The organism is Mycobacterium parmense, from assembly GCF_010730575.1.
In the GTDB taxonomy this organism is placed as follows: Bacteria; Actinomycetota; Actinomycetes; order Mycobacteriales; family Mycobacteriaceae; genus Mycobacterium; species Mycobacterium parmense.
Genome location: NZ_AP022614.1, coordinates 944812 through 968594, shown reverse-complemented (window position 1 = coordinate 968594; position 23783 = coordinate 944812). Strand labels below are relative to the sequence as shown.

General features: G+C 70.7%; 22 protein-coding genes and 1 pseudogene. 10 read left to right on the top strand and 13 right to left on the bottom strand.

Going from position 1 to position 23783, the window contains the following annotated elements; translation table 11 throughout:
* The first annotated feature begins 42 nt into the window (after positions 1 to 42).
* Positions 43 to 348 carry a MarR family winged helix-turn-helix transcriptional regulator gene (locus G6N48_RS04385; protein ID WP_139825570.1) on the top strand — a complete coding sequence of 102 codons (306 nt, stop codon included), beginning with the start codon at positions 43 to 45 and terminating at the stop codon, positions 346 to 348.
* Here the strand turns inward: G6N48_RS04385 and G6N48_RS04380 are convergent, their stop codons facing one another.
* The 4 genes from G6N48_RS04380 to ctaC form a co-directional block, all read right to left on the bottom strand.
* Positions 349 to 993 (bottom strand): DUF2561 family protein, encoded by a 645-nt coding sequence (locus G6N48_RS04380; protein ID WP_085267211.1) that lies wholly within the window; start codon positions 991 to 993, stop codon positions 349 to 351. It abuts the gene before it with no gap.
* Positions 993 to 1925: an MmpS family transport accessory protein gene (locus G6N48_RS04375; protein WP_163670786.1), complete on the bottom strand. Its 933-nt coding sequence runs from the start codon at positions 1923 to 1925 to the stop codon at positions 993 to 995. The genes G6N48_RS04380 and G6N48_RS04375 overlap by 1 nt, the downstream gene beginning before the upstream one ends.
* A gap of 182 nt (positions 1926 to 2107) precedes the next feature.
* Entirely contained in the window at positions 2108 to 2527 is a 420-nt protein-coding gene (locus G6N48_RS04370) for a cytochrome c oxidase subunit 4 (RefSeq protein WP_085271380.1), read from the bottom strand.
* Positions 2528 to 2548: 21 nt separating this feature from the next.
* Positions 2549 to 3655 (bottom strand): aa3-type cytochrome oxidase subunit II, encoded by a 1107-nt coding sequence (gene ctaC, locus G6N48_RS04365; RefSeq protein WP_085271379.1) that lies wholly within the window; start codon positions 3653 to 3655, stop codon positions 2549 to 2551.
* A 124-nt stretch (positions 3656 to 3779) separates the two neighbouring features.
* On the opposite strand from ctaC, the gene asnB reads away from it, so the two are divergent.
* Entirely contained in the window at positions 3780 to 5762 is a 1983-nt protein-coding gene (asnB, locus tag G6N48_RS04360; RefSeq protein ID WP_085271378.1) for an asparagine synthase (glutamine-hydrolyzing), read from the top strand.
* Positions 5763 to 5782: 20 nt separating this feature from the next.
* Here asnB and G6N48_RS04355 read toward each other — a convergent pair whose 3' ends face one another.
* Positions 5783 to 6757 carry a carbohydrate kinase family protein gene (locus G6N48_RS04355; protein WP_085271377.1) on the bottom strand — a complete coding sequence of 325 codons (975 nt, stop codon included), beginning with the start codon at positions 6755 to 6757 and terminating at the stop codon, positions 5783 to 5785.
* A gap of 158 nt (positions 6758 to 6915) precedes the next feature.
* Between G6N48_RS04355 and G6N48_RS04350 the strand changes: the two genes are divergently transcribed.
* On the top strand, positions 6916 to 7563 hold the full coding sequence (locus G6N48_RS04350; protein WP_085271376.1) for an Rv0361 family membrane protein: 648 nt from the start codon (positions 6916 to 6918) through the stop codon (positions 7561 to 7563).
* A gap of 12 nt (positions 7564 to 7575) precedes the next feature.
* On the opposite strand, the gene G6N48_RS04345 is transcribed toward G6N48_RS04350, so the two are convergent.
* Positions 7576 to 7932 (bottom strand): HesB/IscA family protein, encoded by a 357-nt coding sequence (locus G6N48_RS04345; protein ID WP_085271375.1) that lies wholly within the window; start codon positions 7930 to 7932, stop codon positions 7576 to 7578.
* Positions 7933 to 8021: 89 nt separating this feature from the next.
* Positions 8022 to 9098 carry a glycerate kinase family protein gene (locus G6N48_RS04340; RefSeq protein WP_163670934.1) on the bottom strand — a complete coding sequence of 359 codons (1077 nt, stop codon included), beginning with the start codon at positions 9096 to 9098 and terminating at the stop codon, positions 8022 to 8024.
* Positions 9099 to 9285: 187 nt separating this feature from the next.
* On the opposite strand from G6N48_RS04340, the gene G6N48_RS04335 reads away from it, so the two are divergent.
* From G6N48_RS04335 to G6N48_RS04320, 4 genes are read left to right on the top strand one after another with little or no spacing between them, the layout of a single operon-like run.
* Complete coding sequence (locus tag G6N48_RS04335; protein WP_085271373.1) at positions 9286 to 9957, top strand: DUF3043 domain-containing protein; 672 nt, start codon at positions 9286 to 9288, stop codon at positions 9955 to 9957.
* Positions 9958 to 9983: 26 nt separating this feature from the next.
* A complete protein-coding gene (locus tag G6N48_RS04330; RefSeq protein WP_085271372.1) occupies positions 9984 to 10520 on the top strand; it encodes a bifunctional adenosylcobinamide kinase/adenosylcobinamide-phosphate guanylyltransferase in 537 nt (178 codons plus the stop codon).
* A complete protein-coding gene (cobT, locus tag G6N48_RS04325; RefSeq protein ID WP_163670933.1) occupies positions 10517 to 11575 on the top strand; it encodes a nicotinate-nucleotide--dimethylbenzimidazole phosphoribosyltransferase in 1059 nt (352 codons plus the stop codon). The genes G6N48_RS04330 and cobT overlap by 4 nt, the downstream gene beginning before the upstream one ends.
* Positions 11572 to 12315, top strand: coding sequence for an adenosylcobinamide-GDP ribazoletransferase (locus G6N48_RS04320; protein ID WP_085271370.1), 744 nt, complete (start codon positions 11572 to 11574; stop codon positions 12313 to 12315). The genes cobT and G6N48_RS04320 overlap by 4 nt, the downstream gene beginning before the upstream one ends.
* 282 nt (positions 12316 to 12597) lie before the next feature.
* On the opposite strand, the pseudogene G6N48_RS28050 reads toward G6N48_RS04320, so the two are convergent.
* The 3 genes and pseudogenes from G6N48_RS28050 to gcvT all read right to left on the bottom strand — a co-directional run.
* Positions 12598 to 13566 (bottom strand): annotated as a pseudogene (locus G6N48_RS28050) (glycosyltransferase 87 family protein); the annotation flags it as partial.
* A 20-nt stretch (positions 13567 to 13586) separates the two neighbouring features.
* Complete coding sequence (locus G6N48_RS04310) at positions 13587 to 14693, bottom strand: branched-chain amino acid aminotransferase (protein WP_085271368.1); 1107 nt, start codon at positions 14691 to 14693, stop codon at positions 13587 to 13589.
* Positions 14694 to 14749: 56 nt separating this feature from the next.
* The gene (gcvT, locus tag G6N48_RS04305; protein WP_085271367.1) at positions 14750 to 15853 is read right to left on the bottom strand and encodes a glycine cleavage system aminomethyltransferase GcvT; all 1104 of its coding nucleotides are present in this window, start codon (positions 15851 to 15853) and stop codon (positions 14750 to 14752) included.
* A gap of 50 nt (positions 15854 to 15903) precedes the next feature.
* Between gcvT and G6N48_RS04300 the strand changes: the two genes are divergently transcribed.
* Positions 15904 to 17457 (top strand): leucyl aminopeptidase, encoded by a 1554-nt coding sequence (locus G6N48_RS04300; RefSeq protein ID WP_085271395.1) that lies wholly within the window; start codon positions 15904 to 15906, stop codon positions 17455 to 17457.
* A gap of 4 nt (positions 17458 to 17461) precedes the next feature.
* On the opposite strand, the gene G6N48_RS04295 is transcribed toward G6N48_RS04300, so the two are convergent.
* Both G6N48_RS04295 and G6N48_RS04290 read right to left on the bottom strand, forming a co-directional pair.
* On the bottom strand, positions 17462 to 19063 hold the full coding sequence (locus G6N48_RS04295) for a phytoene desaturase family protein (RefSeq protein WP_085271366.1): 1602 nt from the start codon (positions 19061 to 19063) through the stop codon (positions 17462 to 17464).
* 1 nt (position 19064) lies between these two features.
* On the bottom strand, positions 19065 to 19514 hold the full coding sequence (locus G6N48_RS04290) for an SRPBCC family protein (protein WP_085271365.1): 450 nt from the start codon (positions 19512 to 19514) through the stop codon (positions 19065 to 19067).
* 139 nt (positions 19515 to 19653) lie between these two features.
* On the opposite strand from G6N48_RS04290, the gene G6N48_RS04285 reads away from it, so the two are divergent.
* A complete protein-coding gene (locus G6N48_RS04285) occupies positions 19654 to 19992 on the top strand; it encodes an aminopeptidase (protein ID WP_085271364.1) in 339 nt (112 codons plus the stop codon).
* A gap of 10 nt (positions 19993 to 20002) precedes the next feature.
* On the opposite strand, the gene G6N48_RS04280 is transcribed toward G6N48_RS04285, so the two are convergent.
* Complete coding sequence (locus tag G6N48_RS04280; RefSeq protein ID WP_085271363.1) at positions 20003 to 21775, bottom strand: SDR family oxidoreductase; 1773 nt, start codon at positions 21773 to 21775, stop codon at positions 20003 to 20005.
* Positions 21776 to 22000: 225 nt separating this feature from the next.
* On the opposite strand from G6N48_RS04280, the gene sucB reads away from it, so the two are divergent.
* The gene (gene sucB / locus G6N48_RS04275) at positions 22001 to 23779 is read left to right on the top strand and encodes a 2-oxoglutarate dehydrogenase, E2 component, dihydrolipoamide succinyltransferase (RefSeq protein ID WP_085271394.1); all 1779 of its coding nucleotides are present in this window, start codon (positions 22001 to 22003) and stop codon (positions 23777 to 23779) included.
* Positions 23780 to 23783 lie beyond the last annotated feature (4 nt).

Here is a 23783-nt window from a genome sequence, read left to right as displayed (position 1 = left end):
CAGGCGGTTTTCAGCCGTCGGGTCCTTCGCGATTCAGAGTGCGTGGAGGGTGCCGCTGACGAACAGCGTGTCGCCGAAGCGGATGTCGTCCTCGCGGGGCGGAAATCCTCCTCGCCCGGCGTGAACCGTCTCACCTCAGCGGGCTACGCCGTGCGCACTCGCGACCCGGACGACCGCCGGAAAGTGCTCTTCAGCGCTACCAAGGCAGGCGACGAACTTGCCGGCGCCGCCGAGGCGCAGCGCAACGCCAGGCTCGACGAACAGCTACGCGCCCTCAGCGCCGAGGACCGGGCCGTAATCGCCCGCGCCGCAGCACCGTTCTCCCGCATCGCCGAGTCCGGACAATAGCTAGTGCTCGGCAACCACGCGGCGCAGCTGGCGAACGTGCAGCCACTCCAGCACCGGCATCGCCGCGGTGACGGCGCCGGCCAAGCCGTAGCCGACCCACGCCGGGCCGTCGTGCCCGACGGCCATCAGATAGGTGGCCGTCGCGACCGCGATCAGCGCGGTCCCCATGGTGCCGGCGAGAAACACGGTGCCGCGCAACCAAATACGGTCCACCTCGACGCTCGACCATTCGACGGCCGGGGCCGCCGCCTGCTCTCCCGGCTGGTATGGGCGTTCGCTCGTACCGAGCCCGGCGGGCGAGCCGGCCCGCGCCGGCGAACCGACCGTGGCGCGTTCCGGCGCGGTCATCCCCCGGGCGGACGGCTCGTATTGCGCGCTCCGGCGGGCCCGCACCAGCACCGGGATGGCACCGGCGATGATCAGCGCGGAGACGATGATCACGGCGTAGAGGACCCACGTGGTGTGCTGGCCGCCCGCCGCCTTGTGGAAGCCGCTGCCCAGGTCCACCAGCGCCACGGCGGCGGCAACGCTCACGCCTAGCAGCACCAGCCAGATGGCGGCGCACGCCCCGACCAGGATCCGGTCGACGACTTCCGGCGGAACGGTGTCCGGCCCCCGCCGGTACGCGGAGTATCTGCTGACCATCAGCAGCTCGTCTGGGGTGCGTCGTTGCTGTTCGAAGAAAGCACTGTTCCGTCACTTGTCGTGATCGAGCAATTCAGCCGGCTCACCCGGAAGAGGCTGGACGCCTCCACCGAGCCGACGTCGGATTGCGAGATCGGGGTTACGGTCATCGACCAGGGGATGTACACGTTGTGCTGCGTGCGCCGGCGACCGGAGGCGTCGACGTAGGTCACCGAGATGATGTCGCCCGGCGCTTTGGTGCCGGTCACCGAGTAGGTGACCTGTCGCGGTCCGGCCGGCGTGGTGGGTGTCGGTGGCGCGGCCGCCGTCGAGGTGGCCGGCGGCGGTGCGGGCGCCGGCGCCGGCGCGGGCGGCGGGGGCGGCGGAGAAGGCGTCACCGTCACGGTCTGCGTCTCCGTCGCCGGCGGGGGCGGCGGCGGCGCCTCGGTGGTAGGCGGCGGTGGAGGCGGGGGCGGCGGTTTCGTGGTGGTGATCTCGTCCTGCATCGGCGGCGTGGACGGGGCGATCGTCGTCCCCGGGTTCGCCAGCTTGGTGGTGTCGGTCCGCGCGAACAGCAGCGACACCGAGACGACGAGCGCGATCGCGGCCACGATGGCGGCGACGCCGACCACCCAGGGCCAGCGCGGGGCGCGGTGTTCATCGGCGACGTCGGGCGATTCGTCGTAGCCGTCGTAGTCGTAGAGCCGCATATCGGCCGGCACATACGGCCCGCTCATAAAGTGTTCGGATTCCGGTGCCGAGTAGGCCCGCGAATATGCGTCCGTCTGACCCGTTTGATCGGCGCCCGCCAATTCGGCCGGCGCATCGTCGGCGTCGAACGGTTCGAGTTCGTCGCGCGGTTGCAACTCGTCGGCCGGACCCGGTTCGGGGCTCGACTCGCCGGCGGAATCAGAGTGCTCTGATTCCCATTCCGGAGAATTCTGCCCGCTCATCGTTCCCTGCCCTGTCCGACTGCATCACCAGCGCGCGAGGCGCCGCGCTCACTTCGCTGCGCGCGCAACTGGGAAATCTCATTTGTGCCTGGACAAAACCCTACCGAAACGAAAGGGCCAAGTAAGTCGCGGCGAACCGGCCACCGATCACGTGATCTGATTGTGACCTTCCGCGGCTGAGGTCAGTGCTTCTCCGGGCCGACGTAGTACTCGAAGACCAGTCCGGCGACCGATGCCAGAACGAACGACACGCCCGCCACGATCAGCCACGGCAGCCACAGCGCGATGCCCACCGCGGACACCGACGCCGAGAGCGCGACCAGGATCGGCCACCAGCTGTGCGGGCTGAAGAAGCCCAATTCCCCCGCGCCGTCGCTGATCTCGGCGCCCTCGTAGTCCTCGGGCCGCGTGTCGATGCGCCGCGCCACGAACCGGAAGAAGGTGGCCACGATCAACGCCAGGCCTCCGGTCAGCGCGAGCGCGGTGGTCCCGGCCCACTCCTCACCGCCGGTGGCGAACAGCGCCGTCAGCACCCCGTAAAGCACCGCGACGAGAATGAAGAATCCGGCGATGAATTCGAAGAGCCGCGCTTCGATATGCATGGGGCGTCCTACCGTCCTGACCTATTGACTCGCTACCAATTGACCGCGGCGGGTGTCGAACGGGTGAGTGGTCACCGCCAACGGCGGCTGGCCGATCGCCTGCAACGCCTGGGCGTTGTTCTTTCCGTCCATCCGCTGCTGCATGTATGTCTTGAAGTCGTTGGGCGACACCACCCGAACCTCGAAGTTCATCATCGAGTGATAGGTGCCGCAGAATTCCGCGCAGTGGCCGACGAACGCGCCCGTCTTCTCGATCTGGTCGACCTGGAAGACGTTCACCGAATTGTTGGCCTGCGGGTTGGGCAGCACGTCGCGCTTGAAAAGGAATTCCGGCACCCAGAAGTTGTGGATCACGTCGGCGGACGCCATCTGGAACTCGATGCGCTTGCCGGTCGGCAGCACCAGGACCGGAATTTCGGTCGCCGTCCCCAGCGTCTCCACCTTGTCGAAGTTCAGGTATGTGCGGTCGGAGGTCTCGCGTCCGCGGATGGGCCCCACGATTTCCTCGCCGCGGGAGTCCTTGCCCTCCGGCTTGGACAGCATCGCGTTCTTGCGGGCCGGGTCGGCGCCCTCGTAGGTGAACGTGCCGTCCTTGAAGTTGATCCGCTGGTAGCCGAACTTCCAGTTCCACTGGAACGCCGTGATGTCGACCACGACCTCCGGATGCTTGTCCAGGTGCAGCATCTTCTCCTGCACCACCACGGTGAAGTAGAACAGCACCGAGATGATGAGGAACGGTGTCACCGTGAGCACCAGCTCCAGCGGCATGTTGTAGCCGAACTGCCGGGGCAGTTCGGTGTCCGACGCCTTCTTGCGGTGGAAAGCCGACGACCAGAAGATGAGGGCCCACACGATGACTCCGACGACCAGCGCGGCGATCACCGACCCGAGCCACAGGTTCTCGTTGTAGTGGGCCTGCGGGGTGATGCCCTTCGGCCAGCCGAAGCCCAGCACGTCCTTCCAGCCGCAGCCGCTCAGCGTCACCGACAGCACGGCGAGCGTGGCCGCCAGGGCCGGCCGCCGCAGACGGGAACGACCTAGGGAAACACCTCCCGAACGGCCCTCGGGAGAGCCCAGAAACCTGCCCGGCGACAAACGATGCGAACGGACCTGCTCGCGAGGTGTCACGTTGGCGCCTCCTGCTCGGATATCGAATACTACGCAGCGTAGACCACGCCGCTGACCGAGGCGACGAAACCCCGTCCGGTGCGGCTTGTGCCCGCGCGCGGCGGGTGCGGCATACTGAGGCGCCGTGTGTGGACTGCTGGCGTTCGTCGCGGCCCCGGCCGATCAGGACGCGGTCGGCGGCCCGGCAACCGACGCGGCTTCGGTGTCCCGGGCCGCCGACGATGCGATCGCCCGCGCGTCGCGCCTGATGCGCCACCGCGGCCCCGACGAGCCGGGCACGTGGGTCGACCCGGGCGCCGACGGATCGGTCGTGTTCGGCTTCAACCGGCTCTCCATCATCGACATCGCCCATTCGCACCAGCCGCTGCGCTGGGGGCCGCCGGAGGCGCCCGACCGCTACGTACTGGTGTTCAACGGCGAGATCTACAACTACCTCGAGCTGCGCGAGGAGCTCGCCGCCAGGCACGGCGCCGCCTTCGCCACCGACGGCGACGGCGAGGCGATCGTCGCCGGCTACCACCACTGGGGCGCCGACGTCGTCAGGCGGTTGCGCGGCATGTTCGCGTTCGCGTTGTGGGATACCGAGACCCGTGAATTGTTCTGCGCACGTGACCCTTTCGGCATCAAGCCGCTGTTCGTGGCGACGGGCCGGGGTGGAACCGCGGTGGCCAGCGAGAAGAAATGCCTGCTGGACCTGGTCGGCCTGGTCGGATTCGACACGGCAATCGACGAACGTGCCGTGCAGCACTACACGGTCCTGCAGTACGTGCCGGAGCCCGAAACCCTGCACCGCGGGGTGCGGCGGCTGGAATCGGGCTGCTACGCCCGCATCCGTCCCGAGCGTCTGCAACCGGAGGTCACCCGCTACTTCGTGCCGCGATTCGCCGCCACGCCGATCACCGGCGACACCGAGCAGTCCCGCTACGACGAGATCACCGCCGTGCTCGAGGATTCGGTGGCCAAACACATGCGCGCCGACGTCACCGTCGGGGCATTCCTGTCCGGCGGCATCGACTCCACCGCGATCGCGGCGCTGGCCATCCGGCACAACCCCGGGCTGATCACGTTCACCACCGGCTTCGAGCGCGAGGGGTTCTCCGAGATCGACGTCGCGGTGGCCTCGGCCGAGGCGATCGGCGCCCGCCACATCGCCAAGGTGGTCAGCCCGGAGGAGTTCGTCGCCGCCCTGCCCGAAATCGTCTGGTACCTCGACGAGCCGGTCGCCGACCCCGCGCTGGTGCCGCTGTTCTTCGTCGCCCGCGAGGCCCGCAAGCACGTCAAGGTGGTGCTGTCCGGCGAGGGGGCCGACGAACTGTTCGGCGGCTACACGATCTACCGGGAGCCGCTGTCGCTCAAGCCGTTCGACTATCTGCCGCGGCCGCTGCGGCGGTCGATGGGCAAGGTGTCCAAGCCGCTGCCGGAGGGGATGCGCGGCAAGAGCCTGCTGCATCGCGGCTCGTTGACGCTCGAAGAGCGCTACTACGGCAACGCCCGCAGCTTCTCCGACGCGCACCTGCGCGACGTGCTGCCCGGGTTCCGCGACGACTGGACCCACACCGACGTGACGGCGTCGGTGTACGCGCACTCGACCGGCTGGGACCCGGTGGCCCGCATGCAGCACGTCGACCTGTTCACCTGGCTGCGCGGCGACATCCTGGTCAAGGCCGACAAGATGACGATGGCCAATTCGCTGGAGCTGAGGGTCCCGTTCCTGGATCCGGAGGTGTTCGCCGTCGCCTCGCGGTTGCCGGTGGAGGCCAAGATCACCCGCACGACGACGAAGTACGCGCTGCGACGCGCGCTGGAGCCGATCGTTCCCGCGCACGTGCTGCACCGGCCCAAGCTGGGCTTCCCGGTGCCCATCCGGCACTGGCTGCGCGCAGGCGAGCTCCTGGAGTGGGCCTACGCGCTGACGGCGACCTCACAGGCCGGGCGATTGGTGGACGTGGCCGCCGTGCGCCGGATGCTCGACGAGCACCGCAACGGCGTCAGCGATCACAGCCGCCGGCTGTGGACGGTGCTGATCTTCATGCTGTGGCACGCGATCTTCGTCGACGGCAGCGTGGTGCCGCGGATCAGCGAGCCCCAGTACCCGGTCCAGCTTTAGCCGGCGCTCGCCGCACCCGGCTACGCGAGGACGGCCGCGATCTCGGCGGCCGCGTCGTCGCCGTAAGCGCCGGCCAGCCGCGTCTTGGCGACCTCGTGGTCCCACGCCCACTCCTGGGTCCCGGTCGACTCCAGCACCAGCACGGCCACCAGCGAGCCCAGCTGCGCGGAACGCTCGAGGCTCAGACCGGCGCTGCGCCCGGTAAGGAAGCCGGCCCGGAACGCGTCGCCGACGCCGGTGGGGTCGGTCTGGCTGGTTTCGGGGACCACGTCGACATGGGTGGTGGTGCCGTCGCGCTCGACGATGTCGACGCCCTTGGCACCGAGCGTGGTCACCCGCAGTCCGACCTTCCCCCGCACGTCGGCCTCCGACCAGCCCGTCTTGGAGAGCAGCAGCTCCCACTCGTAGTCGTTGGTGAACAGGTAGGCGGCGCCGTCGACGAGCTTGTCGATCTCTTCGCCGGACAAGCGGGGCAGCTGCTGCGACGGGTCCGCGGCGAAGGCCAGGCCGAGCTCGCGGCACTCCTCGGTGTGCACGACCATCGCGTCGGGGTCGTTGGCACCGACGATCACCAGGTCGGGCTTGCCGATGGCCGACACCAGGTCGGCGAGCTTGATGTTGCGCGCCTCGGACATGGCGCCGGGGTAGAACGACGCGATCTGAGCCATGTCGACGTCGGTGGTGCAGGTGAAGCGTGCGGTGTGCGCGCTGTCGGAGATCAGCACGTGGTCGCAGTTGACCCCATGACCCTGCAGCCATTCGCGGTAGTCGTCGAAGTCGTCGCCGGCCGCGCCGACCAGAGCGACGTCACCGCCCAGCACGCCGATGGCGAAGGCGATGTTGCCCGCCACGCCGCCGCGGTGAATCACCAGGTCGTCGACGAGGAAGCTGAGCGAGACCTTCTGCAGGTGATCGGCCAGCAACTGCTCGGAGAACCGGCCCGGGAACCTCATCAGATTGTCGGTCGCAATCGAACCTGTCACCGCGATCGTCACGAATCAACCACCCTTCGTTAGCAAGGTTATCTAGCTTACTCACGCGTCCCGGGCGTCGTTGCGCCTACGGTCGGCGCAGACCGTTGCGCTAGCCTCCCTTGGAGAAACACGCCAGAACAAGCCAGGCAACTCACCGTCTACCACCGTAGGAGAACCACATGGGCGGTCCGCACTCGCCGAACCACACTGTCGGCGGCGACGGACCGAACCCCGCCGGGCAACAGCCGCTCGCATATCCGGCCGCGCCCGCCGGCGACGAGGGCCCGGCGCCCGCCAACTATGCCGGGCAGCTGCCGCCACCGGTGCCCTACCCGCAGCAAAAGTCCAAGCGGCGCTGGGTCATCGGTGTCGTTATCACTCTCGCACTGGTGGCTGTCATGACCATGGCAATCGCCTACGGAGTTCGTACCAATGGGGCGAACACCGGCGCCACGTTCTCCGACAAGGGCGCCAAGACGGCCATCCAGGGCTATCTCGACGCGCTCGAGCAACGCAACATGGACGAGATCATGCGCAACGCGCTGTGCGGCATGTACGACGGCATCCGCGACAAGCGGTCCGACCAGGCGCTGGCCCGGCTCAGCAGCGACGCCTTCCGCAAGCAGTTCTCCGACGTCGAGGTGACCTCGATCGACAAGATCGTCTACTTGTCGCAATACCAGGCCCAGGCGCTGTTCACCATGCGCGTGGCGGGCGCGACCGGCGGCCCGCTGCACGGGCAGATACAAGGCATCGCGCAGCTGCTCTACCAGCGCGGTCAGATCATGGTGTGCTCGTACGTCCTGCGCACCGCAGGCTCGTACTAGTCCACCACGGACTCAGTTGAACGAGTCGCCGCAGGCGCAGGAGCCGGTGGCGTTGGGGTTGTCGATCGTGAAGCCCTGCTTCTCGATGGTGTCCACGAAGTCGATGGACGCGCCCTGGACGTAGGGGGCGCTCATCCGGTCCACCGTGAGCCGCACGCCGCCGAACTCGGCGGTCAGGTCGCCGTCGAGTGCGCGGTCGTCGAAGAAAAGGTTGTAGCGCAGCCCGGCGCAGCCGCCCGGCTGGACAGCGATGCGCAGCGCCAGGTCGTCACGTCCCTCCTGGTCGAGCAGGGACTTCGCCTTGGCGGCGGCGGCATCGGTCAGGATCACGCCGTGAGTCTCGACGCTCGGCTCGTTCTGTACCGTCATTGCTTCTCCTACTGCCGTGTCGGTGGGGGGCCCGGCTTCTTATCACCTGGCGGCGCGGTCAACCGCGCCGCTCGCATCAGCCCACTGCATCAACGGTACCTCGCGGGACCGCTATTCCCGAGCCGCGCGGCAACCTGTGACGCTAATCCCATGAGCTGGTTGGCGGCGTCGGCCTGCGCCAACCGCACCGAACCGGCGTAGTCGGCCATCGACAACGCGGACATGATTCCCGACGAGCGCACCGCCGAGTTCTCCAGGCCGACCTGGCCGGCCAGCACGATCACCGGGATGCCCAGCGGGTAGGCCGCGTCCACCAGCGAACCGACCACCTTGCCGTGCAGCGACTGCTCGTCGAACCGGCCCTCACCGGTGACGATCATCTCCGCCATCTCCAGGTCTTCGGCCAGGTGGGTGTGCTCGGCGATGATCGCGGCGCCGGACTCGCACCGCCCGCCGAGCGCCAGCAGCCCGGCACCGATCCCGCCGGCGGCGGCCGCGCCCGGCTCGGAGCTGACGTCCCGCCCGGCCACGGCTTCCAGTTCCGGCGCCCACGCCTCCAGCCGGGCCTCGAGCGCGGCCACCGCCGCAGTGTCCGCGCCCTTCTGCGGGCCGAACACCCTGGCCGCGCCCCAGGGCCCGGTCAGCGGGTATTCGGTGTCCGAGGCGGCGATCAGTTCGACGCCGGCCAGGCGCTGCCGGCCTGCCTCGAGGCCGCCCAACACGGCGATCATGCCCTGCCCGCCGTCGGTGCAGGCGCTGCCCCCAAGCCCGACCACGATCCGCTTCGCCCCGACCCGCAGCGCCTCGACGATGAGCTCCCCCACCCCGCGGCTGTGGGCTGCCAACGCGGTCTCCGGGGTGGGCGAGCCGTCCAGCAACGCCAGACCGCAGGCCTGCGCGCATTCCAGATAGGCGGTCGCCGAACGGGAGTCGAACACCCACTGCGCGTCCACTGCGGTGTCCAACGGCCCGGACACCCGCAGCCGCCGCTTCCGGCCGAGCCGCTTGGCGAGCACCTCCACGAAGCCGGGGCCCCCGTCGGACTGGGGGGCCACGATGAACCGGTCCGCCGGGCGCGACCGCGTCCAGCCGGTCGCGATGGCGGCGGCAGCGTCCACGGCCGAGAGGGTGTCGCCGAAGGAATCCGGGGCCACCAGGACGAGCATCGCCGGCAGCTGGAGTCGGCCGGGCGACAGGCCAGCGGTATCTTCCGAGGCCATCGAGCCGTCGTTCATCAAAGGAAGCCGTTCATTACTGGTAAGCGTAGGTCCTAAAGACACGCTGGCGCATGTGTAACAGTGCGGCTCGCGGGCCGATTCCGGAGCGGGGCGGCCGCGAAGTAACCTGGCCCCTGTGAAGCTGATGGGCCGCAGGAAGAGCCGCGACGACGAACCGCCGGCCGAGGCCGAGACCGCAGGTTCGACGGCGGTACCCGGCGGCGCCGCCAGGACCGGCCCCAAGGGCCGGCCCACGCCCAAGCGCAACGAGGCCCGGCGAACCTCGCGCAAGGGCCCGGTCGCGCCCGCGCCCATGACCGCGTCGGAGGCGCGCGCCCGGCGCAAGACGCTGGCCGGCGCGAAACGCAGTCGCGAAGAGCGCAAAGCCGACAAAGCCGCCAGTCGCGCCCGGATGACGGACCGCCGCGAGCGCATGATGGCCGGCGAAGAGGCCTACCTGCTGCCGCGGGATCAGGGCCCGGTTCGCCGCTACGTGCGCGACATCGTGGACTCGCGGCGCAACGCGCTGGGCCTGTTCATGCCCGCGACGCTGACGCTGCTGTTCGTGACGTTCGCCGTGCCGCAGCTGCAGCTCTACGTCTCCCCCGCGATGCTGGTCTTGATGCTGGTGATGGGAATCGACGGGCTCATCCTGGGCCGCAAGGTGAGCGGGCTGGTCGATGCCAAGTTCCCAAAAAACACCGAAAGCCGTTGGAAGCTCGGACTTTACGCCGCCGGCCGGGCCTCTCAGATGCGCCGGATGCGGACCCCGCGGCCTGCGGTCGAGCGCGGCGCCCGTGTCGCCTAGGCCCGTCGTGAAAGCCGCCTGACCCGGTGCGAATGCTGGTGCTCGGTGGTATCAGGTCGGGCAAGTCGCGCTGGGCCGAGGAGTTCATCGCCGGCTCGCTGCCCGCCGGTACGCCGGTCCGCTACCTGGCGCCCGGCCCCTGCGGCGACGACGACGCGGCCTGGGCGCAGCGGGTCGCACAGCACCGCCACCGCCGGCCCGCCCACTGGTCGACGGTCGAAGCCCCGGACGTGGCAGGCGAGTTACGGCGCTACCCGGGCGCCCCGACACTCGTCGACGACCTCGGCACCTGGCTGACCGGGGCGCTGGACCGCACCAATGCGTGGAACGGCGGCTCGGTGACCACTCTGGTCGACGACATCGTCTGCGCAACAAGCACTTTCAACTCCACGCTGGTGCTGGTGAGCCCCGAGGTCGGGCTTACCGTGGTGCCGGCCACCGCCTCCGGCCGCCGGTTCGCCGACGAATTGGGCGACCTGAACCGGCGCGTCGCGGACGTTTGCGAGCGGGTGGTGCTGGTGATCGCGGGGCAGGCGATGCCCGTCAAATCGTCGGGAAGCTGATGGAATTCGCGCCGGTGCCGCCGCCGGATGCGGGTGCGGCCGCCGCCGCCCGCGCCCGCCAGGACAGCCTGACCAAGCCGCGGGGCGCCCTGGGCCGCCTCGAGGACCTGTCGGTGTGGGTGTCCTCGTGCCAAGGGCAGTGCCCGCCGCGGCAATTCGAACGTGCCCGGGTGGTGGTCTTCGCCGGCGACCACGGCGTCGCCCGCTCCGGGGTATCGGCGTACCCGCCGGAGGTGACCGCTCAGATGGTCGCCAACATCGACGCCGGCGGTGCGGCGATCAACGCGCTGGCGGCCGTCGCCGGGGCCACGGTGCGGATCGCGGACCTGGCGGTGGATGCCGACGCGGCCTCCGAGCGCATCGGCGCCCACAAGGTGCGCCGCGGCAGCGGCGACATCACGGTCGAGGACGCGTTGACCGCCGAGGAGACCGACCGGGCGATCGCGGCGGGCCGGGCGCTGGCCGACGAGGAGGTGGATTCGGGTGCCGATCTGCTCATCGCCGGCGACATGGGCATCGGAAACACCACGGCGGCAGCGGTTTTGGTGGCCGCGCTGACCAACGCCGAGCCGGTCGCGGCGGTGGGCTCCGGCACCGGGATCGACGACGCCGGCTGGGCCCGCAAGACGGCCGCGATCCGCGACGCGCTGTTCCGGGCGCGGCCGCTGCTGCCCGACCCGGTCGCGCTCCTGCGTTGCTGCGGCGGCGCGGATCTGGCCGCGATGGCGGGCTTCTGCGCGCAGGCCGCGGTGCGGCGCACCCCGCTACTTCTCGACGGCCTGGCCGTGACGGCCGCCGCGCTGGTGGCCGAGCGCCTGGCGCCCGGCGCGCGACAGTGGTGGCAAGCCGGCCACCGGTCCACCGAGCCGGCCCACGCACTGGCCCTGACGGCGCTTGACCTGGTGCCCATCCTGGACCTGCGGATGCGGCTGGGCGAAGGGACCGGCGCCGCGCTGGCGCTGCCGGTGCTGCGCGCCGCGGTGGCCACGCTGTCGTCGATGGCGACGTTCGGCGAGGCCGGGGTTTCGGCCCGCTCTGCCGGAACGCCACCGTGATACGTTCGCTGGCAACGGCTTTCGCATTCGCAACGGTGCTGCCCGTGCCGCACTCGACGACTGCCCCGATGGGGCGCGGCGCCATGGCCGCGCTGCCCGTCGTCGGCGCCGCGCTGGGCGCGCTGGCCGCGGCGGTGACCCGGGGCGGCGCGTGGGCGTTCGGCCAGGCCAGCCCGCTGCCCGGACTGCTGGCCGTGACGGCACTGCTGGCGGTGACGCGCGGTCTGCATATCGACGGTGTGGCCGACACGGCCGACGGTCTGGGCTGCTACGGGCCCCCCGAGCGGGCGCTGGCGGTGATGCGGGAGGGGGGCACCGGCCCCTTCGGCGTGGCGGCAGTCGTCGTGGTGATCACGCTGCAGGGCCTGGCCTTCGGGGCGCTGGGTGCGGCGGCGGTGGCCGTCGCGGTGGCCGCCGGGCGGGTGGCCGCGGTGCTCGCCTGCCGCCGCGGCGTCGCCGCGGCGGCAGGCAGCGCCCTGGGGGCCAGGGTTGTCGGCACGCAGCCGGCGTTGGTGGTCGCGGCGTGGATCGCGGCGCTGCTCGTCGCGTCGGCGGCGGCCGGCCCGCGGCTATGGCAGGGACCGGTGGCGGTCTCGTTCGCGCTGTGCTGTGGGGCCGCCCTGGTCGCGCACTGCGTGCGGCGCTTCGGCGGCATCAACGGCGACGTGCTGGGCGCCGCAGTCGAATTGACGACGACGGTGGCGGCGGTCGCGCTGGCCGGGCTGGTGCGGCTCGGCTGACCGGGCCGTGGCCGGCGGGCGCGGCAGCGCGAAACACACCAGCAGCGCGAGAGCGGCGAGAGCCCAGGCGCCGCCGAGCAGCTGCTCGAACCCGTTCCAGCCGCGCTCTCGATCGTGGTTGTGGGACAACAGCATCCACGGTGGGGTGATCGTCAGCAGCGCCACGGCCAGACCGCCGACCACGTTGCGCGCGCCGCCGGCCACCGCCCAGCGGATCAGGAAGTACACCGCCGTCGCCGACAACCACACCCAGTGGTGGCCCCACGACACCGGAGAGCACAGCAGGCCGATGAACGCCGCGCACAGCACGGCGGCCACGGTGTCGCGCGAACGCCGGCTCACCTCGATGGCGACGACGGCCAGCGCGAGCACCCCGACCGTCAGCGCCACCACGAGGATGCCGCGCGACGCGTCGAGGGCGGGGATGCGCTCGACGACGCCGCGCAGGGACTGATTCGAGGCGAACGTCAGCCGGCCGATGCGCGCCGGGTCGAAGGCCGTCGCCGTGACATAGCGCACCGAGTCGGCGGGATCGGCGAGCCAGCCCAGGGCCGCCGCCGAGGCGGCGGCCGCCAGCGACACGGCCAGGGCTCGCCACTGGCGGGTCACCAGAAAATAGCCCACGAAGACCGCGGGCGTGAGCTTGACCGCGGCGGCGAGTCCGACCAGCAGTCCACGCGGCCACGGCACCGAAGGCGGCACGAGATCGAGCGCGACCGCGGCCGCCAGGATCAGGTCCAGCTGCCCGTAGGTGAAATTGCCCTGGACCGGCACGCTGACCACGAAGGCGATCGCGGCGGCCAGGACCGCGGTCGCCGCGCGGGCCGAGGCCGGTGCCGCCCACCGGCGCCACGCGCTCCAGTCGCCGGGCACCGCAACCAGAACGAGACCGAGCAGCACCGCGCAGGCGACGGCGTTGAGGACGACCATCACCACCGCCGCGGCCGGCGCCGGCAGCAGCGCCAGCGGAACGAACATCAGCGCGGCGATTGGCGGGTAGGTGAACGGCAGGCCGTTCGGCGAATGGTTGACCGCCGCGAAATCGCCGGCGTAGAGCGAATTTCCGGTCAGCAGCGCGTGGCCTCCGGCGCGGTAGACCTGCAGGTCGAGGTAGCCGGGTTCGCCGCTGCGCACCCTGATCGCCTCGACGACGAGGTACACCACCGCCCAGGCCGTCGCGGTCGCCACCGCGATCGCCAGGGCCGCCCGGCGACCCGTGGTGTGTTCGATCGAGCCCCGCTGCCCGAACATCGTTATGGCGTCGAACGCATTCAGCCCAGCCGCGCCATCCACCCGTGGGTGTCGGCGAAGGTGCCCCGCTGGATCCCGGTCAGGGTGTCGCGCAGCGCCATCGTGACCTCGCCGGGCTGGCCGTCGGCGACAGTGAATTCGCCGTCGCCGTACTTCACGTGCGAGACCGGGGTGATGACGGCGGCGGTCCCGCAGGCGAACACCTCGGTGATCTCGCCGGCGGCGGCCTTCTTCTGCCACTCGTCGATGTCGATCTTCCGTTCCTCTACGGTAAATCCGGCGTCGATAGCCAACTGCAGCAACGAATCTCGCGTGATACCGGGCAACAGCGACCCGGACAGCTCGGGGGTGACCAGCCGCGCCGAACCGCCGCTGCCGAACACGAAGAAGATGTTCATCCCGCCCATCTCTTCGACGAAGCGCCGTTCGACGGCGTCCAGCCACACCACCTGGTCGCACCCGTTGTCGGCCGCCTCGGCCTGGGCCAGGAGGGAGGCCGCGTAGTTGCCGCCGAACTTGGCCGCGCCGGTGCCGCCCGGACTGGCCCGCACGTACTCCGACGACACCCAGACGCTGACGGGGCTGATGCCGCCCCGGAAGTACGCGCCGGCGGGCGAGGCGATCAGCAGATAGCGGTACCGCTTGGCCGGCCGCACGCCCAGCCCCGGCTCGGTGGCGATCATGAAGGGACGCAGGTACAGCGCCTCTTCACCGCCGGCGGCGGGCACCCAGGCCTTGTCGACGGCGACCAGCTGGCACAGCGATCCCATGAACAGCTCGTCGGGCAGCTCGGGCATCGCCAGCCGCCGTGCCGACGCGCGCATGCGGGCGGCGTTGGCCTCGGCGCGAAACGACACGACCGAGCCGTCCGCCCAGCGGTAGGCCTTCAGCCCCTCGAAGATCTCCTGCGCGTAGTGCAGCACGATCGCCGACGGGTCGAGCTCGATCGGGCCGTACGGGATGACCCGCGCGTTGTGCCAGCCACGGCCCTCCTCGTAGTCGATCGACACCATGTGGTCGGTGAAGTATCTGCCGAAACCCGGCTCGGCCAGGATCGATTCACGTTCGGCGTCCGTCGCGGGGTTTTCCGCGCGACAGACCGTGAAGTCAGGTGAGCCGCTGGTCATGGGCCCGATTGTATATCCGCCCGGAAATCGGCCCCGGCCGCCCGAACTTCCGGTGACTAGCGGGTTTTCGCGGCGACGAAGGGCGGCCGCACGACGTCGCACTCGACGGGGCGGCCACGGACGTCGACGGTGACGCGCCGGCCGTCGTCGACGCCGGCGGCGGTGTCGATCAGCGCGAGCCCGATGCCGGCCTGCAGCGTCGGGGAAAACGTCCCCGAGGTGGTGACCCCGACCGGACCGCCGTCGGCGAGGACGGTCAGACCCGGGCGCAGCACGCCGCGGCCGACCATGCGCAGCCCGCGCAACAGCCGCCGGGGCCCCGCCTCCTTCTCGGCGAGCAGCGCGTCGCGACCGAAGAAGGCGTCCTTCTTCCATCCGATCGCCCAGCCGCATCGCGCCTGCAGCGGCGAGATGTCGAGCCCCAGTTCGTGCCCGTGCAGGGGATAGCCCATCTCGGTGCGCAGGGTGTCGCGGGCCCCCAGTCCGGCCGGCTGGCCGCCGGCCGCCTCGACCGCCGCGGCCAGCGCGTCGAACACGACGTGCGCGGAGTCCCAGGGCGGCAGCAGTTCGTAGCCGTGCTCGCCGGTGTATCCGGTGCGGCAAACCCGCACCGGCACGCCGGAATAGGAGGCGTCGGCGTAGCCCATGTAGTCCATGTCCGCGGGCAGGCCCAGCCCGGCCAGCACCTCGGCCGACCGCGGCCCCTGCACCGCGAGCACCGCGTACGAGCGGTGCTCGTTGGTGACGGTCACACCCGCGGGCGCGGCCGCTCGCAGCGCCTCGACCACCGCGGCGGTGTTGGCGGCGTTGGGCACCAGGAAGATCTCGTCGTCGTCGACGTAGTAGGCGATCAGGTCGTCGATGACGCCGCCGGACTCGGTGCAGCACAGCGTGTACTGGGCCTTGCCGGGGCCGATTCGGCCCAGGTCGTTGGTGAGCGCGGAGTTGACGAACCGCGCGGCGCCCGCGCCGCGGACGAGCGCCTTGCCGAGGTGGCTGACATCGAACAGGCCGACCGCGTCGCGCGTCGCGTTGTGTTCGGTGACGGTGCCCGCATAGGACACCGGCATCAGCCAGCCGCTGAACTCGGCGAAACTGGCGCCGGCGTCGCGGTGTCGGTCTTCCAGCGGGCCGTGCTGGAGGTCGGCTGCATCGCTCACGACACTTCACCCTAGTCAGCCTTGCTGAATGGCCCATTAGGGTGATCTGGGTGAGCACTGAACCCGGCTATGCCGCCCCCGCCGTCACCGTCGCCTCCGCGCTGCCCCGCCGGGCCGCGCCGTCCACCGTGCTGATCGTGCCGGTCGTCTCGACCGGCGAAGACGACAAGCCGGGCGCGTCGCTGGTCGGGGGGGCGGCCGAGCCGTTCCTGGCCGCCGAGGCCGTCGCCGACATCGAGGCCGGCCTCAAGGCGCTGGAGGCCACCGGCGGCAGCGAGCAGGTCCACCGGCTGGTGGTGCCGTCGCTGCCGGTGTCCAGCGTGCTGACGATCGGCCTGGGCAAGCCGCGAGCGGAGTGGCCCGCCGAGGTGGTCCGGCGCGCGGCCGGCGTGGCCGCGCGCTCGCTGGGCACCGCCGAGGCGGTGATCACCACGCTGGGCGAGCTGCCCGGCGACGGCGTGTGCTCGGCCGCGGTCGAGGGCCTGGTGCTGGGCAGCTACCGGTTCACCGCCTTCCGCAGCGGCAAGACCGCGCCGAAGGACAAGGGTCTGCGCAAGATCACCGTCCTGGCGACCGCCAAGGACGCCAAGAAGCAGAGCGAGCACGGCGCTGCCGTCGCGACCGCGGTGGCCACCGCCCGCGACTTCGTCAACACTCCGCCGAGCCACCTTTTTCCTGCCGAATTCGCCCGCCGGGCAAAAGCTTTGGGCGAATCGGTCGGCCTCGAGGTGGAGGTGCTCGACGAGAAGGCGCTGCTGAAGGGCGGCTACGGCGGTGTGATCGGTGTGGGCCAGGGCTCGTCGCGGCCGCCGCGGCTGGTGCGGCTGACGCACCGGGGTTCGAAGCTGGCCAAATCCAAGAAGGCCGCAAAGCGAGTCGCGCTGGTCGGCAAGGGCGTCACGTTCGACACCGGCGGCATCTCGATCAAGCCGGCCGCGTCGATGCATCACATGACCTCGGACATGGGCGGTGCCGCCGCGGTGATCGCGACCGTGGTGCTGGCCGCGCAGCGGCAACTGCCGATCGACGTGATCGCCACCGTGCCGATGGCCGAGAACATGCCCTCGGCGACGGCGCAGCGCCCGGGCGACGTGCTGACGCAGTACGGCGGCATCACCGTCGAGGTGCAGAACACCGACGCCGAGGGCCGGCTCATCCTGGCCGATGCCATCGTGCGGGCGTGCGAGGACAACCCCGACTACCTGATCGAGACGTCCACGCTGACCGGCGCCCAGACGGTGGCGCTGGGCGCCCGCATCCCCGGGGTGATGGGCAGCGAGGAGTTCCGCGACCGCGTCGCGGCGATCTCGCAGCGGGTGGGCGAGAACGGCTGGCCGATGCCGCTGCCCGACGAGCTCAAGGACGATCTGAAGTCGGCGGTGGCCGACCTGTCCAACATCAGCGGCCAGCGTTTTGCCGGCATGCTGGTGGCCGGGGTGTTCCTCCGCGAATTCGTCGCCGACGGCGTGAGCTGGGCGCACATCGACGTGGCCGGCCCGGCCTACAACACCGGCAGCCCGTGGGGCTACACGCCCAAGGGCTCGACGGGTGTGCCGACCCGCACCATGTTCGCGGTGCTCGAGGACATCGCCGAGAACGGCTAGCGCCCTATTTCGTCAGCAACGAGAAGACGGCTCGCTTCACCTTGCGGCGCGGCCAGCCGCTCACACCGTGGGCGGCCAGCGCGGCATTGGCCGCGTTGCGCCCGCACGCGCCGTGCACGGAGCCGCCCGGCGTGGCCGACGCGCTGCCCAAGTAGAGTCCCTCGACCGGGGTTTCGGCGCGGCCCATGCCGGGCGCCGGGCGAAAGATCAGCATCTGCTGCAGCTGCGCGGTGCCGCCGTTGAGCGCGCCCAGATGCAGGTTGGCGTCACTGGCCTCCAGGTCCGAGGGGCGTTGCACGAACCGGTCGACGACCGCCGAGGCAAACCCCGGGGCGTGCTCTTCGATCACCCGGTCCACCGCTGCGGCGAGCCGATCGGCCGACGCGTCGTCGGCGACGTTGCGCGGCAGATGCGTGTAGGCCCACACACTTTCGGTACCGGCAGGCGACCGGCTCGGATCGGCCGTGGTGGTCTGACCCAACAGCATGAACGGATGCTCGGGCACCACCCGGGTGTTCAGGTCGGCCATCCAGCGCACCAGCCCGTCGCCGTCGGCCCCGAGGTGGACGGTGCCCACACCGTGCAGGCCCTGCGCCCGCCAGGGAATCGGCCGACCCAGCGCGTAGTTGACCTTCACCACCGGCGGATCCCAGCTGTAGTGCTCCATGTCGCGCAGCAGCGTGGCCGGCACCGCATCGGCGGGCAGCATGTCGCAGAACAGCCGGGGCGCCGTCACGTCGGCGATGATCGCCCGCCGCGCGCGAACCGCGCGCCCCCCGCTCGTCGTCACCCCGATCGCGCGGCCGCCCCGCACCTCGACGCGGGAAACGTTCTGGTTGCACTCGATTCGCGCGCCCGCGGAGCGGGCGCGGTCGACCAGCGCGGCGGTCAGCGCTCCGGATCCGCCGACGGGCACCGGCCAGCCGCAGTCCTGGGCCAGCATCGTCATCAGGAATCCCATCGCGCCGCTGATCGGCGCATCGAGCGGGACGTCGGCATGCATTGCGTTGCCCAACAACAACACTCGCGGCGCCTCGCCGGCGAACAGCTCACCGGCCATGGCGTTGGCCGGTTGCACCAGCAGACGGGCCACCCGGATCGCCTCGGAGGTGCCGAGCCTGGTCAGCAGCCGCATCAGCGGGCGCACGGGCGGGAACGGCGCCAGCATGGCGTCGAGCAGCGGCGCCTTGACCCGCTGCCACAGTTCCACCAGCCGCCACCAGTTTTCGCCGTCGGCCGGCTCCCGGCGCGCGAATTCCGCTGCGGTGCGCGCCGGATCGCGGTAGACGATCGGCGGGTCGTCGTCGGCCGCGCTGCGCGGGTGCCCCACGACCGCCGGGGCGTGCGACCATCGCAACCCGTGGTCTTCCAGGTGCAGCGCCGCCATCGCCGGTGAGGCCACGGTCATCGGGTAGAACGAGCTGAACAGGTCGGTGACGTAGCCCGGGGCCAGTTCGGCGCTGCGCACCGCGCCGCCGGGCTCCGGCTGCGCCTCGAGCACCAGCACGTCCCACCCCGCGTCGGCCAGCATGGCGGCGGCGACCAGACCGTGATGTCCGGCTCCGATGACGATCGCGTCGGCGGCTTCGGCGGCTCCGGCGGCCACGTCACTTGACCTGGCTCGGCTCCAGCTGTTCGGCGAGGGCCGCCAGCCGCAGCAGGCACTCTTTGTTGCGGGGATAGAAGCCCGCCAGGGCCAGGCGGTCGGGGATCAACCCGACCGGGCCCTGGACCGGCTTCTCGATCATCTCGACCCGGCAGCCGTTCGGGGTCTCCTCCAGGCGCATGGTGATCCGCGCGGCGCCCAGGGGTCCCAGCCGCGCGCACAGCACCAGTTCGTGGGGCGCGTCGCAACGCTCCACGACGGTCGCGTCGTTGATGACCGCCGGCCATATCCCGACCGAGTGCCGGATCGACGAGCCCGGCTCGGGCCAGTTCGGGTCGACGGCACGTGTCCGGCTGTTGCCCACCACCCACTGGGTGTAGGTCCAGCCGTCGGCCATCACCTCCCACACCCGTTCGCGTGATGCGGCCACCTCCCGCGTCGCAGTGATCACCTCGAAGTCCTTTCGCCGTGTCGACTACCGCGCCGGGTACCCGCAATGTCGAGGACTACCCGGCGGACTTCGGGTTTAGCGGCCCCGCCCACCGGATAACCTGCGATTTGTCGAGTCCCATGACGAGAAAGGCGAGATCGTGACGGTGCGACGGATGATCATTGCAGTAGGCGCCGTGCTTTTGCTGGCCGGCGTTATCGGGTTGCTGGTGCCGGTGTCGGTCTCCGACGGCAACGGGCATTCGATCGGATGCGGGAATGCGGTCGTCGAGGACCTGTCCTCGGCGCGCAACGCCAACAACAACAGCGTGGCGAACGTTCCGATCCTCAACCAGGTGGTGCCACACACCGACTACGTGTCACAGTGCCAGTCGTCGGTGGGCAGCCGGCGGGCGTGGACCATACCGCTGACGGTGGTCGGGCTGCTCGCGGTCGCGGGCCCGATGCTGGTGCGACGGCAGGGCGCTTCCCGCGTCTAGATGTACGCGTCTAGATGAACCGCACCCGCGCGGCGCTGCGCAGCGCCTGTGGCGCCACGCGGGAAAGGCCGTAGAAGGCATAGGCTTCCGGCGCGACCGGCCGGATCGGCTTGTTCTTACGCACCGCCGACAGGATCGCGGCAGCCACCTTCTCCGGCCCGTAGTGGCGCAGCGCGAACAACGTGCCGAGTTCCTTCTGGCGGCCCGCGACCTCGCCCCGCTTGTCCGCGGGCGCGCTGAGGCGGGTGCTGCGGATGATGTTCGTATTGATCACGCCCGGGCAGATCGTGGTCAAACCGATGCCGGCCACGGCGAGTTCGGCGCGCAGGCAATCGGAGAACATGAACGTGGCCGCCTTGGAGCTGCAGTACGGGCTCAGCGACTGCGACGGTGCGTAGGACGCCATCGACGCCACGTTGACGATGTGCCCGCCGGTGCCGCGCTCGACCAGGCGCCGCGCGAAGGACCGGCAGCCGTTGACCACCCCGCCGAAGTTGATGTCCATCACGCGGTCGAATTCCCCGGCCGGGGTGTCGAGGAAGCCGCCCGCGTGGCCGATGCCCGCGTTGTTGACCAGGATGTCGGGGACGCCGTGCTCGGCGCTGACCCGCTCGGCGAACGCCTCGAAGGCGTCGGCGTCGGAGACGTCGAGCACGTAGCCGTGCGCGACGCCGCCGCGGGCCGTGACCTGGGCGACCGTCTCCTTGAGGGAGGCCTCGTCGATGTCGCTGACGACCACCTCCGCGCCGCCCGCGGCGAACGCGAAGGCGGTTTCCCGGCCGATCCCGCTGCCGGCGCCGGTGATGGCCACCAGCGTGTCGCCGAATTCCTTGCGGGGGCGGCCGATCTGCGCGCGCAGCAGCGCGCGGCCGGGCTCTTTGCCCTCGGTCAGGTCGGCGAAGTCGTGCACCGCGGACGCCATCACCTGCGGGTGCGACATGGGTGAGAAGTGACCGGCCTTGATGTCGCGCCGCCACAGCCGCGGCACGAAGCGCACCGTGTGGTCGTATCCGTAGGGCCGCACGAAGGGATCGTCGGTGTTGACGATCAACTGCACCGGGACATCGATCACCGGCACCGGGCGTTTCCGGGAGAACGAGCGAAAGTAGTTGGCCGGGTACACCTTCACCGAACGCGCGGCGTCGGCGGCCAGGTTGGCCGAGTGGTGGATCTTGTCGTCGGGGATGTTGTCGACCGCGTTGCGCCGAAGGGCGGGTATCGACAGGGTCAGCCGCAGGAACAGCGGGGCCAGCACCGGGATCGAGAACAGCGCCATGTAGGTGAATCTGAGCACCTGGCTGATCGACCGCAGGAACCTGCGCGGGCGCCATGGCTGTCGCAGACCGGCGAAGATGTAGTCGACCAGTTGGTCATGGCTGGGGCCGGACACCGAGGTGAACGAGGCGACCCGGTCGCCGGCGCCGGGCCGGCTGAGGTACTCCCACACACCGACCGAGCCCCAATCGTGGGCCAGCACGTGCACCGGACGGCCGGGGCTGAGGCTTGCGGTGACCGCCGCGAAGTCATCGGCGTACCGGGCCATGGTGTAGGCCGAGACCGGCTTGGGCGCCGCGGACATGCCGACCCCGCGGTTGTCGTATCGGATGATGCGGAACCGCTCGGCCAGCATCGGTACCACGCCGTCCCACAGGACATGCGAGTCGGGAAAGCCGTGCACCAGCACCACGGTGGGCCCGTCGGGGTTGCCCTCCTCGTAGACGGCGATGCGCGCGCCGTCGGCGCTGTCGACGAACTGCTGGGGCACCTGTTGTGCAGCCGGCATCGGAGCTTCACCACCCGCTCTGCTGGAGAATTCGATCGCCACACCGTAGCAAGCGGGACCCGGGGGTCCCGGTTTGCGAGCGCGATCCGCCCTGGCTGTGTGCCGCACCCGGGGCAATGACAGGATGGTTTCGGCATCTACTTGCGTCCACGTCCGCTACACCACGGTGTGGTAAGCCAGATGTCGACCTGCGCCGACCCACGAGAAATCGAGGAGTCATACGAGATGGCCTTCTCCGTCCAGATGCCCGCACTCGGTGAGAGCGTGACCGAGGGGACGGTCACCCGGTGGCTCAAGCAGGAAGGCGACACGGTCGAAGTCGACGAGCCGCTCGTCGAGGTGTCGACCGACAAGGTCGACACCGAAATTCCCTCGCCCGCGGCGGGTGTGCTGACCAAGATCGTCGCCCAGGAGGACGACACCGTGGAGGTCGGCGGCGAACTGGCGGTGATCGGCGACGCGGGCGAAGGCGGCGGCGAGGCGTCGCAGGCCGCGGAGCCGCCCAGCCGGCCCCAACCCGAGCCTGAGCCCGAGACCGCACCGGCCGCCCAGCCCGAACCCGAACCGGAGCCCGCACCGCCGGCCCAGCCGGCCGCCGGTGGCGGCGACGCCACCCCGGTGCTGATGCCCGAACTCGGCGAGTCGGTCGCCGAGGGCACCGTGACGCGCTGGCTGAAGAAGGTCGGCGACTCGGTCGCGGTCGACGAGGCGCTGGTGGAGGTGTCCACCGACAAGGTCGACACCGAGATTCCGTCGCCGGTGGCCGGCGTCCTCGTCAGCATCACCGCCGAGGAGGACGCCACCGTGCCGGTCGGCGGGGAGCTGGCGCGGATCGGCTCCAGCTCGGGCGCTGCGCCGGCTACCGAGCCAGAGCCCGAACCCAAGCCCGAGCCCGAGGCTCAGGCGCAGCCCGAACCCCAAGCGCAGCCGGCCCCGAAGGCCGAACCGCAGCCGACACCGCGGCCATCACCCCAGCCCGAGCCGAAACCGCAACCGGCACAGGCGACGTCGGGAACCGGCGGCCCGGGCAGCGACGCCACCCCGTACGTGACGCCGCTGGTGCGCAAGCTGGCCAACGAGCACAACGTCGAACTGTCCCGGGTCACCGGCACCGGGGTGGGCGGGCGCATCCGCAAGCAGGACGTGCTCGCCGCGGCGGCGCAGCTCAAGGCGCAGAAGGAAGAAGCCGAGAAGCCGCCCGCGGCCCCGCAGGCTGCCCCCGCCGCCGCGCCGGCCGCCAAGGCCCCCGCCGCGCCCACCCCGGCGCCCGCGCTGGCGCACCTGCGGGGGACCACGCAGAAGGCCAGCCGGATCCGCCAGATCACCGCCGCCAAGACCCGCGAGTCGCTGCTGGCCACGGCCCAGCTCACCCAGACCCACGAGGTCGACATGACGAGGATCGTCGGGTTGCGGGCCCGCGCGAAGAACGCGTTCGCCGAGCGGGAGGGGGTCAACCTGACCTATCTGCCGTTCATCGCCCGCGCCGTGATCGACGCGTTGAAGATCCACCCGAACATCAACGCCAGCTACAACGAGGACACCAAGGAGATCACCTATTACGACGCCGAGCACCTCGGGTTCGCCGTCGACACCGAGCAGGGCCTGCTCTCCCCCGTCATCCACAACGCCGGCGACCTGTCGCTGGCCGGGCTGGCCCGGGCCATCGCCGACATCGCGGCGCGCGCCCGCTCCGGCAACCTCAAGCCCGACGAACTGTCCGGGGGCACCTTCACCATCACCAACATCGGCAGCCAGGGTGCCCTGTTCGACACCCCGATCCTGGTCCCCCCGCAGGCCGCCATGCTGGGCACCGGGGCCATCGTGAAGCGCCCGCGCGTCGTCGTCGACGACAGCGGTAACGAATCCATCGGGGTCCGCTCCATCTCGTATTTCCCGCTGACCTATGACCACCGGCTGATCGACGGCGCCGACGCCGGACGCTTCCTGACCACGGTCAAACACCGGCTCGAAGAGGGAGCTTTCGAGGCCGACCTCGGTCTCTAACGGT